General features: G+C 60.4%; 12 protein-coding genes and 3 pseudogenes. 9 read left to right on the forward strand and 6 right to left on the reverse strand.

Annotated elements, in window-relative coordinates:
- Positions 1-87: 87 nt before the first annotated feature.
- The 5 genes and pseudogenes from HV796_RS36910 to HV796_RS46090 form a co-directional block, all read left to right on the forward strand.
- Complete coding sequence (locus HV796_RS36910; protein ID WP_246356251.1) at positions 88-576, forward strand: Rossmann-fold NAD(P)-binding domain-containing protein; 489 nt, start codon at positions 88-90, stop codon at positions 574-576.
- A 61-nt stretch (positions 577-637) separates the two neighbouring features.
- Positions 638-1,009, forward strand: a complete 372-nt coding sequence (locus HV796_RS36915; RefSeq protein ID WP_175232795.1) for an NAD(P) transhydrogenase subunit alpha part 2 — start codon at positions 638-640, stop codon at positions 1,007-1,009.
- A 10-nt stretch (positions 1,010-1,019) separates the two neighbouring features.
- Positions 1,020-2,471 (forward strand): NAD(P)(+) transhydrogenase (Re/Si-specific) subunit beta, encoded by a 1,452-nt coding sequence (locus HV796_RS36920; protein WP_175232796.1) that lies wholly within the window; start codon positions 1,020-1,022, stop codon positions 2,469-2,471.
- A 33-nt stretch (positions 2,472-2,504) separates the two neighbouring features.
- Positions 2,505-3,539 (forward strand): zinc-dependent alcohol dehydrogenase, encoded by a 1,035-nt coding sequence (locus HV796_RS36925; RefSeq protein ID WP_175232797.1) that lies wholly within the window; start codon positions 2,505-2,507, stop codon positions 3,537-3,539.
- A 111-nt stretch (positions 3,540-3,650) separates the two neighbouring features.
- Positions 3,651-3,698, forward strand: a pseudogene (locus HV796_RS46090) (hypothetical protein); the annotation flags it as partial.
- Positions 3,699-3,825: 127 nt separating this feature from the next.
- Here the strand turns inward: HV796_RS46090 and HV796_RS44560 are convergent.
- From HV796_RS44560 to HV796_RS44565, 4 genes and pseudogenes are all read right to left on the reverse strand, one after another.
- Positions 3,826-3,923, reverse strand: a pseudogene (locus HV796_RS44560) (IS5/IS1182 family transposase); the annotation flags it as partial.
- A 109-nt stretch (positions 3,924-4,032) separates the two neighbouring features.
- Entirely contained in the window at positions 4,033-6,345 is a 2,313-nt protein-coding gene (locus HV796_RS36930; RefSeq protein WP_175232798.1) for an NADP-dependent malic enzyme, read from the reverse strand.
- A gap of 398 nt (positions 6,346-6,743) precedes the next feature.
- Complete coding sequence (locus tag HV796_RS36935) at positions 6,744-7,229, reverse strand: hypothetical protein (RefSeq protein ID WP_175232799.1); 486 nt, start codon at positions 7,227-7,229, stop codon at positions 6,744-6,746.
- A 766-nt stretch (positions 7,230-7,995) separates the two neighbouring features.
- Positions 7,996-8,343, reverse strand: a complete 348-nt coding sequence (locus HV796_RS44565; protein WP_246356252.1) for a hypothetical protein — start codon at positions 8,341-8,343, stop codon at positions 7,996-7,998.
- A 673-nt stretch (positions 8,344-9,016) separates the two neighbouring features.
- Between HV796_RS44565 and HV796_RS36940 the strand changes: the two genes are divergently transcribed.
- From HV796_RS36940 to HV796_RS44575, 4 genes and pseudogenes are all read left to right on the forward strand, one after another.
- Positions 9,017-10,309: an LssY C-terminal domain-containing protein gene (locus tag HV796_RS36940; RefSeq protein WP_175232800.1), complete on the forward strand. Its 1,293-nt coding sequence runs from the start codon at positions 9,017-9,019 to the stop codon at positions 10,307-10,309.
- The gene (locus tag HV796_RS36945; protein WP_175232801.1) at positions 10,306-11,559 is read left to right on the forward strand and encodes an LssY C-terminal domain-containing protein; all 1,254 of its coding nucleotides are present in this window, start codon (positions 10,306-10,308) and stop codon (positions 11,557-11,559) included. Before HV796_RS36940 ends, HV796_RS36945 begins: the two co-directional genes overlap by 4 nt.
- A complete protein-coding gene (locus HV796_RS44570) occupies positions 11,546-12,700 on the forward strand; it encodes a hypothetical protein (RefSeq protein ID WP_246356253.1) in 1,155 nt (384 codons plus the stop codon). Before HV796_RS36945 ends, HV796_RS44570 begins: the two co-directional genes overlap by 14 nt.
- Positions 12,701-12,869: 169 nt before the next feature.
- Positions 12,870-13,047: pseudogene (locus tag HV796_RS44575) on the forward strand (IS21 family transposase); the annotation flags it as partial.
- Between the two features lie 307 nt (positions 13,048-13,354).
- Here the strand turns inward: HV796_RS44575 and HV796_RS36955 are convergent.
- Together HV796_RS36955 and HV796_RS36960 are read right to left on the reverse strand one after the other, a co-directional pair.
- On the reverse strand, positions 13,355-13,993 hold the full coding sequence (locus HV796_RS36955) for an alkyl hydroperoxide reductase subunit F family protein (RefSeq protein WP_175232802.1): 639 nt from the start codon (positions 13,991-13,993) through the stop codon (positions 13,355-13,357).
- A gap of 469 nt (positions 13,994-14,462) precedes the next feature.
- On the reverse strand, positions 14,463-15,075 hold a 613-nt coding region (locus HV796_RS36960; RefSeq protein ID WP_217478111.1), incomplete at its 5' end, for a hypothetical protein.

Genomic DNA, 15,075 nt, shown 5'->3' on the forward strand with positions numbered 1-15,075 from the left:
CCGTCGCTCGCAACAAGCTCAAAAGCGCTCAGCACCGACCTTCGATCATCGCCGCGTGCTGGATTCAGGCAACCTTGTGGTGACGTCATGATTTATGGAAAGGTCAATAAGGTCGCGGACGTGCTGACGAAGCACATCCAGAGCGCCGATCTGATTATCACAACCGCCGCGATTCCCGGTAAGGCCTCGCCCAAGCTCATCAGCCACTCACAAGTGGCCGGCATGAAAGCGGGCTCGGTGATCGTCGATCTGTCGGCCGAAGGCGGCGGCAACTGCGAAGACACGCGGCCTGGCGAGACCACTCGGATCGGCAACGTGACGATTGTCGCGCCGCTGAACGTGCCCTCGCTGCTCGGCGAAGACGCGAGCGAACTGTATGCGAAGAATCAGTACAACCTGCTCGCGTTGATCATGAAAAACAACGTCATCGAGATCGACTGGAGCGACGAAGTTCTTGCCAAAACGGTGCTCACCCACGCGGGCGAGAACAAGGCGGAGGCGAGCGACGAGGCGGCCAAGCCTGTTGCGGCTGCGAAGAAGCGCCCCGCGAAAGCCGAACCTGTTACGCCTGCATGAGCGCCGGTATCAGCGCCGATCTCAACACCGGCACGAACACGCTCCGACCAAGGACTTTGTGATGGACTTCCAGATCAGCATTTCCGGTTTCGTCGCGATTTACATCTTCATGCTGGCCGCTTTCGCCGGCTGGGCGATCATCGGACACGTGCCGGCCATCCTGCATACGCCGCTCATGTCGGGTTCGAATTTCGTGCACGGCATTGTCGTGGTGGGCGGCATCTATGCGCTATTGAACGCGAGCACGGTGCAGGAGCAGGTGATCGGCTTCGTGGCTGTGTTGCTCGGCGCGGGCAATGCCGCGGGCGGTTATGCCGTCACTGACCGCATGCTCGCCATGTTCAAGACCAGCGGCCACCCCGCGGCGCACGGCGCGCACGGTGCACACAGCAAGTCAGGCACCGTGAAGTCCATCCACGCAAAGAAGCATTGAGGACGCCGCCATGTTGACCCTGCTCCCCCAACTCGGCATCGGCGCGGTTGATCTCGCTGCTGCTTTTCTCTTTCTCTACGGCCTGCACCGCATGTCGTCGCCTGTTACGGCGCCCTCGGGCATTTTCGTCGCCGGCATCGGCATGGCCGTGGCCGTGCTCGCGAGCTTCCTGTATGCCTTCGACGTCAGCGCGGCGGCCCGGTCCAACCTGCCGGTCAACCTGGGTCTCGTTGTCGTTGCGTTGGCACTGGGCGGAGGGGTGGCCTGGTGGGGCGGCCGCAAGGTGGCGATGACCGCCATGCCGCAGATGGTAGCGATCTACAACGGTATGGGTGGCGGCGCGGCCGGCGCGATTGCCGCGGTGGAACTGTTCGGCAACAAGGCGAAGGGCGCGAACGCGCTCATCATGACCCTGCTAGGCGCGCTTATCGGCGCGGTGTCCCTGTCGGGTTCGCTGATCGCCTGGGCCAAGCTCGATGGCGTCATCAACAAGCCCGTCCGAGTGAAAGGGCAGCAGGTGTTCAATGGACTGGTGCTGCTGGCCACCTGCTTGCTTGGCGTCTACATCGTTGTCGCAAGCGCGGACAGGGCAGCGCTGATATGGGCGATGCCGACCTGGATCTACCTGTTCTTCGGTTGTGCGCTGGCGCTCGGCATCCTGATGACGCTGCCAATCGGCGGCGCCGACATGCCGGTGGTGATTTCGATCTTTAACGCCTTTACCGGGCTAGCGGTCGGCATTGAAGGCTATGTGCTGCAGAACCCCGCGCTGATGATCGCCGGCATGGTGGTCGGTGCAGCCGGCATGTTGCTGACACTGCTGATGGCCAAGGCCATGAACCGATCCGTGAGTAATGTGATCTTCACCAACTTCGGCGAGGTCGCCACGCGCAAGCAGGGCAAGATCAAGGGCAGCCTGAAGCCGACACAAGCAGGCGACGCAGGCATCGCAATGCGCTACGCGGCCTCGGTGATTGTCGTGCCGGGCTACGGTCTCGCGGTCTCGCAAGGTCAAGGCAAGCTGTACGAATTCGTCAAGATGCTGCAGGCGGGCGGCGTGTCGGTGAAGTTTGCGGTTCACCCGGTGGCCGGCCGTATGCCGGGCCAGATGGACGTCTTGCTGGCCGAGGCCGGCGTGCCTTACGACATGATTTTCCAACTCGAGGACATCAACGATCAGTTCGACACGACCGACGTGGCGCTCGTGATCGGCGCCAACGACGTGGTGAACCCTGCCGCGCGCACCGACAAATCCTCAGCCATTTACGGCATGCCGATTCTCAACGCCGACCACGCCAAGCAGGTGTTCGTGATCAAGCGCGGGGAAGGCAAGGGCTACGCCGGCATCGTCAATGAACTCTTCTACGCAGACAACTGCAACATGGTCTATGGCGACGCTCAGGCCGTGCTCATCAAGATGAGTGAAGCGGTCAGAGGGCTCGGATTGCCCGCCGTGGCCTAGCACGCTGAATTCATCGCAACCGAGGTACAAGCCATGACATACAAAATGCAAGCTGCCGTCGTCGAACAGTTCGGCAAGCCACTGGTGCTAAAGGAACTGGATATCCCGGAGCCCGGTCCAGGCCAGACCCTGGTCAAAACCGAAGCCTGTGGCGTATGCCACACCGATTTGCATGCCGCGAACGGGGACTGGCCGTTAAAGCCAACCTTGCCGTTCATACCAGGCCATGAAGGCATCGGTATCGTCACCGCAGTCGGCGCGGGTGTCACCGCTGTGAATGAGGGCGACCGCGTCGGTGTGCCATGGCTCTATTCTGCTTGCGGACATTGCGAGTTTTGCCTCGCGGCGCGCGAGCCGGTGTGTGCCGAAGCGCAGTTCGGTGGCTATACGAAGAATGGCGGCTTCGCCGAATACATCGTCGCCGATCCGAACTATGTGGCTCATATCCCAGCCTATCTGGCGGCTCGCGACGCGGCACCCCTCATCTGTGCCGGGATCACCTCGTACAAAGGCATCAAGGAGACCCAGGCACGGCCAGGTGAATGGGTCGTGGTCTCTGGCGTCGGTGGCCTCGGCCACCTCGGCATTCAGTATGCCAAGGCGATGGGCTTGCATGTGTGCGCAGTCGACATCGACGACGGCAAGCTCGCGCATGCCAAACGCCTTGGCGCCGATGCGATGGTCAACGCAAAGGACGGTGACGCGATTGCGGCCGTCAGGAAGGCCACTGGGGGCGGTGCGCATGGCGTGCTGATTACGGCGCCGTCGCTGGGGGCGTTCAAGCAAGGCGTCGGCATGACGCGCAAATGCGGCACCCGCGTGCTCGTCGGCCTGCCGCCGGGCGAGTTTCCGACGCCCCTGTTCGACGTCGTGGCGAACTGCATCACGATTCGCGGCTCGTTCGTCGGCAATCGGCGCGATATGGCCGAAGCGCTTGCCTTCGCTGCTGACGGCAATGTCAAAGCGGACATCGAGTTGCAGCCGCTCTCGGCGATCAACAGTGTGTTCCATCGCCTCGCGCACGGCGATGTCCCGTCGCGTGTGGTGCTCGAGTTCGCCAAGGGTTGAGAGGAGGGCGCTATCGTGGCTTCCGGACCCGGTCTGGCTCAGTTCGCCGACGTGCCAGGCGATGCGATCAACTCGCTGCTGGCGCGGCATCGCGGTAATCCGCATGCGCTTGTGCAGATTCTGCGTGAAGCGCAAGTGCAACACGGCTGGCTGCCGCGCGCCATGCTGGCTGACCTGGCCGACGGGCTGGGTCCGACCTTGGCACACGTGGAGGGCGCTGTTCGACGAGATGAAGCGCTCGAACCTCCGTGGGCGTGGCGGCGCAGGTTTCGTCACCGGCATGAAAGGCGTTGTCGTACGTCGACTCTTTGCACGCCAGGTCCGCCAGATTGGGCCAGTGCTGGACGAAGTGGATCCGCACATGCGCTCCAGACAAATCGCTGGAGGTTATTGTCGAGCTTCGGGCAATACTGCTCGACCACCACACACGGTCGGCCCACGGCCTGATTGCAAGCTCGCCAGCCCCGCCAACCCGCTGCTGACGGGTGAAGTGTCACTCGTCCCGCGACGGCAGGTCTGCGGCGCCCGCATCGGCCACGACCAATGCTGCCATGTTGACGATCCCACGCACCGTGGCCGATGCCGTCAGCACATGCACCGGCTTCGCAGCGCCGAGCAGCATCGGTCCGATCGCGATATTGTTACCCGCCGCCGTCTTAAGCAGGTTATACGAGATGTTCGCGGCGTCGATGTTCGGCAGCACGAGCAGATTCGCATCGCCTTCGAGCGTCGGTTCGGGCAGCACTTCACGGCGCAGATTGGCCTCGAGGGCGACGTCGCCCTGCATTTCACCGTCCACCTGCAGGCCCGGCGCACGTTCCTTGAGGATCTCGAGTACATCGCGCATCTTCTGCGCGGACGGCGCGTTGCTGGTGCCGAAATTCGAATGCGACACCAGCGCAACCCTCGGCTCGATACCGAAGCGGCGCACTTCCTCCGCGGCCATGATCGTGATCTCGGCGAGCTGCTCCGGCGTCGGATCGACGTTCACGTGCGTGTCCACGAGGAAAATCTGCCGGTCCGGCAGCACCAGCCCCGTCATTGCCGCGTAGACGCTGCTGCCTTCACGCTTGCCGATCACCTGATCGATGAAGTGCAGATGGCGATGCGTCGTGCTGATCGTGCCGCAGATCATGCCATCGGCTTCGCGTTTATGCATCAGCATCGAGCCGATCAGCGTCGTGCGTCGCCGCATTTCAAGCTTGGCCATCTGCTCGCTTATGCCCTTTCGTGCCATCATTTTGTGATACGTCTGCCAGAAGTCGCGGTAGCGCTCATCGTGGTCGGTGTTGACCACCGTGTAGTCCTGACCAGCGACCAGACGCAGGCCATAGCGCGCGATGCGCTGCTCGATCACCGCCGGCCGGCCGATCAGGATCGGCTTCGCGAGCTTTTCGTCGACGACGATCTGGATCGCGCGTAGCACGCGTTCGTCTTCCCCTTCCGCGAACACGATGCGCTTCTTTTCCGGCTCGACGCTGCGTGCCAGCAGGAAGATTGGCTGCATCGTTGCGCCGCTGCGATAGACGAACTGCTGCAGATGCTGCTCGTACGCGGTCATGTCCTCGATCGGACGGGTCGCCACGCCCGACTCCATCGCCGCCTTCGCCACCGCCGGCGCGATCTTGACGATCAGGCGCGGGTCGAAAGGCTTCGGAATCAGGTATTCCGGACCAAACGACAAGTCCCGAATGCCATACGCCGTCGCAACGATGTCGCTCTGCTCCTGGCGCGCCAGTTCCGCGATCGCGTTCACCGCCGCGATTTCCATTTCGCGCGTAACCGTCGTCGCGCCCACATCCAGCGCGCCGCGGAAGATGAAAGGGAACACCAGAACGTTATTAACCTGGTTCGGATAATCGGCACGTCCAGTAGCCAGTATGGCCTCAGGCCGAATTCCTCGCGCCAAATCCGGTTCAATTTCGGGCGTCGGATTTGCAAGCGCGAAGATCAAAGGTGCCTCGCCCATCTGCGCAACCATGTCGGCCTTGAGGACGCCACCGGCCGACAGGCCGAGGAAAATGTCCGCGCCGCCGATCACCTCGGCCAGCGTGCGCGCATCCGTTTCGCGTGCGAAGCGTTCCTTGTCCGGGTCCATCAGCTCCGTGCGCCCCTTGTAGACCACACCCGCGAGGTCCGTCACGAGGATATTCTCGAGCGGCAGGCCAAGGTCGACGAGCATGCCAAGACACGCGAGCGATGCCGCACCCGCGCCGGAGGCGACCAACTTCACGTGCTTGATGTCCTTGCCGACCACCTTCAAACCGTTGGTGATGGCCGCCGCGACGACGATGGCCGTGCCGTGCTGGTCGTCGTGGAATACCGGAATCTTCATGCGCTTGCGGCATTCGCGTTCGACGATGAAGCACTCCGGCGCCTTGATATCCTCCAGATTGATACCGCCGAAGGTCGGCTCCAGCGCGGCGATCACCTCGACCAGCTTGTGAGGATCGGACTCGTTCAGCTCGATATCGAACACGTCGATGCCGGCGAACTTCTTGAACAGGACAGCCTTGCCTTCCATGACCGGCTTCGAGGCGAGCGGCCCGATGTTGCCGAGGCCGAGCACCGCCGTGCCGTTCGTCACGACGCCGACGAGATTGCTGCGCGCGGTGAAGCGGGCGGCATTCAGCGGGTTCTCGACGATCTCCTCGCACGCGAATGCGACGCCTGGCGAGTACGCCAGGGAGAGATCGCGCCGGTTGATCATCAGTTTGGTCGGCGCGATGGCAATTTTGCCAGGCGTCGGGAATTCGTGGTAGTCGAGAGCGGCTTCGCGGAATTTACTTTGGGCTGTAGTCGGCATAACGTCCCCGCTAGCGGAATTTGCAGATAATAATAATGGTACGTCACGTCCGCGGCATACCGAGAGTCGTGGCAACGGCAAAGCTGGAAGTACTGCGTGGGCTCTGTCGTGACCAGACAAGGTATGGCAACGCATAGGGACGGAATTAGGCAAGGTTCAGATGGAATTCAACCGCAGGTGACGAGGGAGTGTCTGAATTTTTGTGTGCGAGGCAGATAACTGTTCTCCAGGCGCGGGGGGGGGGGTCGAGGCAACGGGTTCGTTTTCGCAGCCCAGCGTGAGGGGCAACGAAGAGCCTGCAATCTTGCCGTCCGAGCCGCTCGCGATAACATTATTGAAGAAGCGGACTTCCGACCCCCGTTGGCTTCACGAGCGACTCGGCTTAAAGCCAAAGGCGGCTACTTCATGTTCCAATTCACCTTGTGCTCCAAGATAACCGCAAACGTGTCGGGTGCAGGTGGTCGCAAGGGATGTCCGGAAAAGGTGCCATCACCAGTGATGCCCTTGTACTTTCCGGTGCCCCCGGTCAATGTCTGAGCGTCCGTCGAGACCGCGAGGTAGATCTTGTCGCCGTCCGTATCAGTTTCCGTGCATGAACCTGTCTCCGAATATTTGCCACCACGAGCACCTTCAAAAAAAAGACAGTGCACCGAAAGCTTGTCGAAGGGCTTCTGCCCTTTAGTATTGCGAGTAATTCCGAATCCTTCGATCACCGCACCCGAACCCTGCTCGCCCATATCCATCGTGGATAACACATGGTTAAGGTAGTAGCCTGTATATGTCGCGCTTCCCTGCTGGGGCATGTGGTTGCTTTGAGCCCACGTCACGCTAGTACAGAATGAAAGCGACGCGCCGAGAATCATTGAGTTAATGGTTGCACTCATTTTCAGGACTCCATTTCGTCTTTACCTCACACGTTGTACTAACCGTTGTTCGCGATTCTCGACAGATGTCAAAGGCATAGAATGTCCTCCTTAAACGTTTAGTCGACGTCGGGTCGCCCCATCCAATCGAATATATTTCAATGCGTTACCGACCACCTGTCCGGACAAGTGTCCTGCGTCTTCGGCGCATAGGCTGCACGTGGGCGTGTCGTGGACCACGCATTGCGGGATCTGCATGAGTAAGTCGCGATTGCTCCTGCCACCGAGCTAGCCGGTTGCCTCATTTCCCAGCATAGGAGTCTCGCTGTTGCCCTCTTGCCGACCATCAGTGCCTGTGAAGGGGCCTAATGTGCGACCGGTTCAGTCTACAGGGCTGTGGAAGGCCCAAGCCGACACCCAAACGTCGGGCTTGAGGCCTCAGGAGCCGCCCGAACGTCTTTATCGACGCTTTGGCTATCGACAGGTTGTGGCCGACTTTTGCCTGACGCGGTCGGCTCAGTTCGTTAAGCGTCGTTCGACGCCTGCCCTTGTCCGCTGCCCATGAGTGCACGAGCACGCGTGCGGGCAGGCGTTGGACAAAGCTCGAGGGAGGAAACCGCGGAGTGTACCCGGGGGTGGCTATCGCGTTTGATGCGGTTGTGGTAAAAATCCCATGGCTATAAGGACGCGCAATATCCGTTCAAATACATAGCCGAGCGCTTCTGACCTTGTCGGCTTCACAGCGGACGAAGGCCGTGGTTGCCATCAAGGGCTCCGGCCTTCCGGCTTAAAGGCACGCGTTGATCTCGCCAGTGGCATCTCCACCCGCACCTGCACCCGAGCGAAATCCGACCCAGGTCTTGTGGCCCGTCCACGAGGGCCGCACGACAGCTGCAGCGCCATCCGGCGGCCGCTGCCCTGGAACATAGACATCCATCGCCTGATTGTTCGCCACAATGACCTGCGATATGACTGTCTGTTGCGACCGGTTCGCCCATTTCTGAGCGATGCATTGCGCGACTGCGGCGACCGGCTGCTGACTTTCACCGACCGATTGTGCGTTCGGTGGCATCGGTGCAGTCGCACAGGCAGTCAAGGTGGCGGCAGTCATTAGGAGAATCGGTAACGGTTTCATCTTTTCATCCCTCACTTTGGATCCGCATTTCCATGGGTTTGATGCAACGTCGCGTGAGCATGGATGCAAGCCCGAACGATTCGCATCGCCCGGAAACTCGAAAACGTTCCTTCATTACGGACCTTTTCAGCGCTGACTGGTCGTTACCAGGTTTGAATGAGCCGCGCGAATGAGTCTTTGTGTACGCCGCAGAGGCAAACCTTTCAGCGGCGACCCGCAGCAAGGTTAGTGGCAATAGCCTATCGATCATGCAGTCAATGAGAGTGACGGGCAGAGTAACGAGCACCTCTGAGCCAGTCCCCAACCGTATGCTTCTTACGATTTCAATACGATGACGACTATCGGCGCATGCGTAAATCGGCCTTTGGTCTTATGCACACACGCGGCGAAGGCTGACTAAGCTGCGAAACAGGCTTCGTTTTCCAGCGGTGGCACGCACAACGAAACGCTCGAGCGTCCGCTAACGCCGACACGCGTCGTGCGCCGATCGAGGATGAGCGAGGCCTCGATGTTGTCGATTTTTAATGGTGGCGCGCTCGTAGCCGCACACTATAATTCCACCCGCATATTCCGGAAGGCTATATAGAGAGTAGCCTGAATGTGCAGGAAAGATCGGTTGACATCAGCCCATTGACAGGCGTGCCGCCTTGGCTCGCGGCAAAGAGGTTATGCGATGGACCGCGTCGTGAATCGACGGCTGGCTGCCGTTGTCATCGTCTTCGCGTTATGCGGTTGCGCGGCCGCCACGCTGCCGAACCCAGATGGAATCAGCTATAAGAGCCGAGCCGTGAGCCGCACCGAAGGCGGCCTCCACGTTTCCGCGGCGGTGCTTTCAGATGAAGAAAGCGCGGCGGTGTATGGCGTGCCGCTCGCCAGCAAGGGCATTCAGCCTGTGTGGATCGAGGTGCAGGACAACGACACGGCCAGCTATTTCCTGATGTCGCCGGGCCTCGACCCAAATTTCTTCCCGGCTTCCGAAGCCGCCGAGGCGTTTGGCGATGGCGATGTGCACGGCGGAAACGTCGAACTCGACCGGCGCTTCCGTGCGCTTGCCTTCCACAACCCAATCCTGCCGGGGCAAACCGTATCCGGTTACGTGCTGACCAACCTCAGCGAAGGTGCGAAGCTCGTCCAGCTCGATCTCGTGGCGAGCGAAAAAGCGCGGACGTTTTCGTTCCTCATGGTCGTGCCCGGTTTTTACGCCGACTATCATATCAGCGCGGTTTTTCGGCGCGATATCTATCCGCCGGACAAAATCGTGAACTACACGGAGGACGACGCTTTCCGTGCCGCGCTCGAAGCGCTTCCCTGTTGCGCAACCAACGAGGACGGTTCGAAGAACGGCGATCCGCTCAATCTCATCATCGTGGGCGGGCTGGACGACGCGTTTGCCGCACTGGTGCGCCGCGGCTGGAGTCCGACCGAACAGAAATGGTCCGGTGCGATCATGAAGACGATTACCTCGGCGCTGTCCGGCGACCGTTACGTCAATGCGCCTATCAGTGATCTTTACCTGTTCGGGCGGCCCCAGGACCTTGCCTTGCAGAAGGCGCGCGACACGATTCACCAGCGCAATCACCTGCGACTCTGGCTAAGCCCGATGCGCTATCACGACAAGCCCGTGTGGGTGGGCCAGATCAGCCGGGATATCGGCGTCCGTCTTACGTTTCACTCGCCCACGTTTACAACGCACAAGATCGACCCGGACGTCGACGAGGCGCGCACGGCACTGACGGAGGACATGGCCTATTCCCAGAACCTCCAGAAGATCGGGTTCGTCAACGGAGTCGGCGCCGCGCCGCAAAGCGCCCCAAAAGAGAACCTCACTACCGATCCGTACTTCACGGACGGCTATCGGCAGGTACTCGTATTCGACCGGCAACCCACGTCGCTCTCAGGGATCGAATTCTTCCCTTGGGAGGCAGCCGCGAAGCTCAACGCGCTACCCCAGGGAGCAAAACGATGAGCGAATCGCCAGCGTGGCAACGGGCATTAAAGAAAGTGGCAGGCAGCGTTGTCCTCTTACTCGTTTTCGCGGGCTGTGCGACGTGGACGGCCCCGACCAGCTTCGACGATGCGCCGCTGCGCGAGCGAGCGGTGAGCGCGACGAAGCAGGACACCCGGGTCAGCGTGAGCGTGCTGGGAGCCGATGAAAGTAAGCGCATGTTTGGCGCCGACATCAACAGGCACATCGTTCAGCCGCTATGGATCGAAGTGGAGAACCGCACTTCGCAGGCGTTATGGTTGCTCCACTCCGGGACAGATCCCAACTACTTCTCGCCACTCGAAGTCGCATGGTCCATGCACACGCTGCTTGGAGGGGCGACCAATGCGGAAATCGACAGCCACCTGAACAAGCTCGGATTCAAAAATCCTGTTCCGCCCGGCGAAACCCGGACAGGGATTCTTTTCGCCAACCCCGACCGGCAGATAAAACTCGTCAATATCGATCTGCTCGGCAGCAAAACCTTGATCCCCTACTCGTTGTTGCTGCCCGTGCCGGATGACGCCGCCGACCCGCGTTTCACGCTGACGCTGTTCCAGTATCCCGAAGCCGACGTCGTCGACTACCACGACCTGGCCTCGTTGCGCGCAGCACTCGAACAGATGCCCTGCTGCGCGACCGATGAACAAGCGAAAACGGCAGCCGATCCATTGAACGTGGTGGTCATCGGCACGCTGGGAGACATTGGGGCGGCGGTCGTGCGCCGTAGCTATCGTCGCGATAGGCGGAAAAATGACCTGGCGCAACAGCTGTTCGGACGCACGCCCGACGTCATCCTGCGCAAGGAAGCTCAAACGGGCGCGCCCTCCACGTCATTGCGCGCGTGGCTCGCGCCCATCCGCTTTAACGGTGACGCAGTGTATCTGGTGCAGGTCGGACGGCCTGTCGGGGGCCGCTTCGCACACGACGATACGGACGGCGGCACGCTCCACGAAGACGTCGACGAAGCAAGGAACCTGCTGGTCCAGGACATGATGTATTCAGGCGGTCTGGATAAACTCGGCTTCGTGAACGGCGTAGGTGCGTCACCTCAGGGACATCCGCGGACCACGCTGAACGGCGGGCGTTATTACACCGACGGACTGCGTGCCGTGATGTTCTTCGCGACGCGCCCCCTCAGTTTTACAAACGTGGAAATGCTCGACTGGGTGCCTTATCTGGAACAGGGTGAACCCGCAGCAAGCAAGGAGAGCGGCGATGTCGGCAAGTAACCCCGTCTCCGAACGGGAAGATGGGGTCACGCCGCGACCGGTCGAGCATGCGCGTGCATCGGCGAATGCCCGAGCCGGTTTCGCGGCCCTTGTATCCTGCCTCGCGCTGGTAGCATGCGCAACGAAGCCGCTCGTTCCCTACACGACGGACACGCCGCCCCTCATGCTCGTTCCTGCATCGTATGCGGGCGTGCAGGACAAGCGGGCGCGGTTTCGGGAAATCTACTGCGCGGTGCTCGAAGCGCACGGCCGGGCGCTTCCTGACTACAGCCCTTGCGAAAGTGCCCTGACACGCGTGGGCACCGAACCGGCCGGCACGGGCGCGCCCGTCGCTCTGGGCCAATCCACGCGGCACCTCATGGCGGCAGTCGTTCCCGGCATCGGGTATGACTGCTTCAAGCCGTGGCTGAATGCGCCTGGCACTGTCACGAAACAACTACGCCAATACGGATACGACGGGTTCATGCTCGATGTCGACGGGTTGTCGAGTTCGGCTCACAATGCACGCCAGATCCGCGATGCCGTGATGACCATGCCACCGCCCGACGGACCCGCACGCCTCGTGCTGATCGGTTACTCGAAGGGGGCGGCGGACATTCTCGAGGCCGTCGTTGCCTATCCGGAGATCCGTAGCCGCGTGGCGGCCGTCGTCAGCGCCGCCGGAGCGGTCGGCGGATCGCCGCTCGCCAACGATGCACAGCAATATCAGGCTGACCTGCTGCGGCACTTTCCGGGCGCGACCTGCACGTCGGGAGATGGCGGGGCCGTACAAAGCCTGCGACCCGCAACCCGTCAGGCATGGATGGCGCAGAATCCGCTTCCAGGCGATGTACGGTACTACTCGCTCGTAACGTTCCCTGAGCCGCAGCGCATATCGTCGATACTTGAATCGAGCTACGACAAGCTCTCGCGAATCGATCCGCGTAATGACAGCCAGGTGATCTTCTACGATCAGGTCGTGCCCGGAAGCGCCCTGATCGGCTACGTCAATGCCGATCACTGGGCACTGGCCGTGCCTATCGCGCGAACCCATGACATGATCGGCTCGCTGTTCGTCACGCAGAACGCATACCCCCGTGAGGCGCTAACGGAGGCGATTCTGCGCTTTCTGGAGGAAGATCTGTCGACATCGGGAAAGTGAAACGGCGTGGACCGTTCCCGCTTCTTCGGACGCCGCTTCGGTATTGGCGACCCGCTCCTGTCGCTGGTAAATTCCAGCGGCGGCCATTCGACTCGACACTCACCGGAAACGCTTTACGCTTGCCCGCTTCGGCGCTCAGAACGACCGCGTAATGCTGACCTTGGGTCGGACGCACGCGCCCGGCGAGAAGCTGTTCGTTGACTACCCCGCGACAGGATCGCCATCATCGACACGCAGACCGGCGAAGTCCACGACGCCGAGCTATTCGTTGCCGTTCTCGGCGCTCGACCTACACGTACGCCGAAACGACCTGGACGCAGGAGTTGCCTGACTGGATCGGCTCGCATCACACTTCAAAGTCAGACACAACATAAGGCAGAGGGCTTATTGGTTACTGATTGCGAGCAGACTGGGCTAGCTAAGGCCGACGATACAACCGACAAGATCAGCGCGTAAAGGTCTCTTATCTGGAGCCAAGCGGACGTTCGAATGACCACGCAGAGGTGTGAGCGAACGGCTGGACCTGGCCCGACTACCGCCCGATGCGCTCGACTGGGGCCCACTCGTTGCGTCCTTTCAGCGTTTCGGATAACCGCGCCCCCGGGACGAATTTCCCCAGGGTTACTTCTCACCGATATAAGCTTCAGCGCGGTGCTACGGCCTACCCGCCGCGCGCAGTGCCGCTCTCATGGTCATTTCTATGTCGAGAAGTTTCGCGGCGAGCTCCGCAATGCTGCCGCGCCCCTCGCCGAATATCTCGCCGTTCATGTAGATCGTCGGCACAACGCTAATATCACGCGCCGACACCTCGCTTTGAAAAATTCCTCCGTCGATCGTAATGTTGTGAATCCGTGGATTGATCACCGTCATCATGTTCAGCGCTTGCACAACGTCCACACAGCTTCCGCAAGAGAGCGAAATATAGGTCTCGAAATAATAGTCACGTTCTAGCGTTCGGATCTGTTCAATGGTCGTACGGTCGGCTATTACGGGATGTCCTCCCACCTGGAGTATCGCGAGGACAAGGGACGAAAATTCAGGTCCTGTTGGAGTGGCGGCAAACTGAATGCCGGCTTTTGCTCCGGGCTGCCTGATTGAAAATGATGGCTTGCGTTCGTCGCCTTGCTGCTCCTCGATTACCGTCACCAGATCTGTCAACGACGCGATTTCGTTCAACATCGTCAGCATCTCGTGCGACGTTTGACCACCGCCCTGCGACACGATCATTTCAACTGGTCTGCGGATGTTTCGCAGATACGTCTGCAGTTGTGACCTGAGACTGGTGTTTAACATGATTCGATCCCGTACCAACCTGCACAAGGTTATGTGAAGAAGTGCCAGGAACTGGAAGAAATCTGAACAGAACGTTGAGCGTGAGTCTGCCATCGGAATCACCCGAGGGCTTTCCGCCGTTTGTTGCAGTGCCGCAATGTTGCTCGGCTGCCTGACAACACCGACCGTGGCTCAAGAGCAAGCATATATGTCCGCGGCTGACGTGCCAATCTACCGGGTCGGGGAGACGTGGACATTCTCGAAGGCTAGCCGAACTGACGAGAGTCGGAGCACGAAACCACCGGAACGCTAGCAGCAGGGCAGCGAAATCAATGTGCGTTGGCGAACGGAGGAAAGCGCTTGTAGTGCCGCGACACAAGAAGGCGGAAGCACGACCTCCGCCGGAAAATCACACGTCATACCAAACTCGCCGAGCAATGTTCGGGCTGAGAAGTAGGGGTGGCTGACGTCGTTCCCCCTACGGCCTTCGTCACACGCAATCGGGATGAGCGTGCTCCCAAAGCTGGTCCATCATGTCGCGGATGTGGCCGATTGCTTTGACACCGTCGAGTTCAAGATAGCGAAGATGCGTGTCCGCTCTGGCTTTCCGAAGATGTCGTTCGAGCAGGTCATACACTTTCTCGTCATCGTCCGACAGGTTCGGCACCGAAAGCAAAAACGTTGCGCTGTATTCGTCGAATTGCTTCGTGCGAATTTCGTTGATAACGTCGTCACGGAATGAACCACATCCCGCTCCCGACCACTCCGCGGCAATATCGGCGAGGTACGTCGGCTCGCAACGCTCGAGTTCGTCAACGAATCGCTCCGCGTGGATGTTGTGCCAGAAACCGCGTGCCGGCGAATACACTCGCTCGATGCCCCGAGTGAAACGATTCGGCAAAACGGACTGGACAGGGAGACCCAAAGGGAGAATTTTTCGGGCGAGCCACGCTTCGAGGGGCTCGACAGATGCATCGTGCTGCCCTATATCCGGGGTGGCTTCAGAAAACGGAAAATAAAGCACGCTAGAGCGTGTTAGGCACTTTGTGTCAAACCTGGTAACCTGGCGCAATGCCAGAACGCAAACCCTACCCAACGGACGT

It is taken from the genome of Paraburkholderia humisilvae (assembly GCF_902859855.1).
GTDB classification, from domain to species: Bacteria; Pseudomonadota; Gammaproteobacteria; order Burkholderiales; family Burkholderiaceae; genus Paraburkholderia; species Paraburkholderia humisilvae.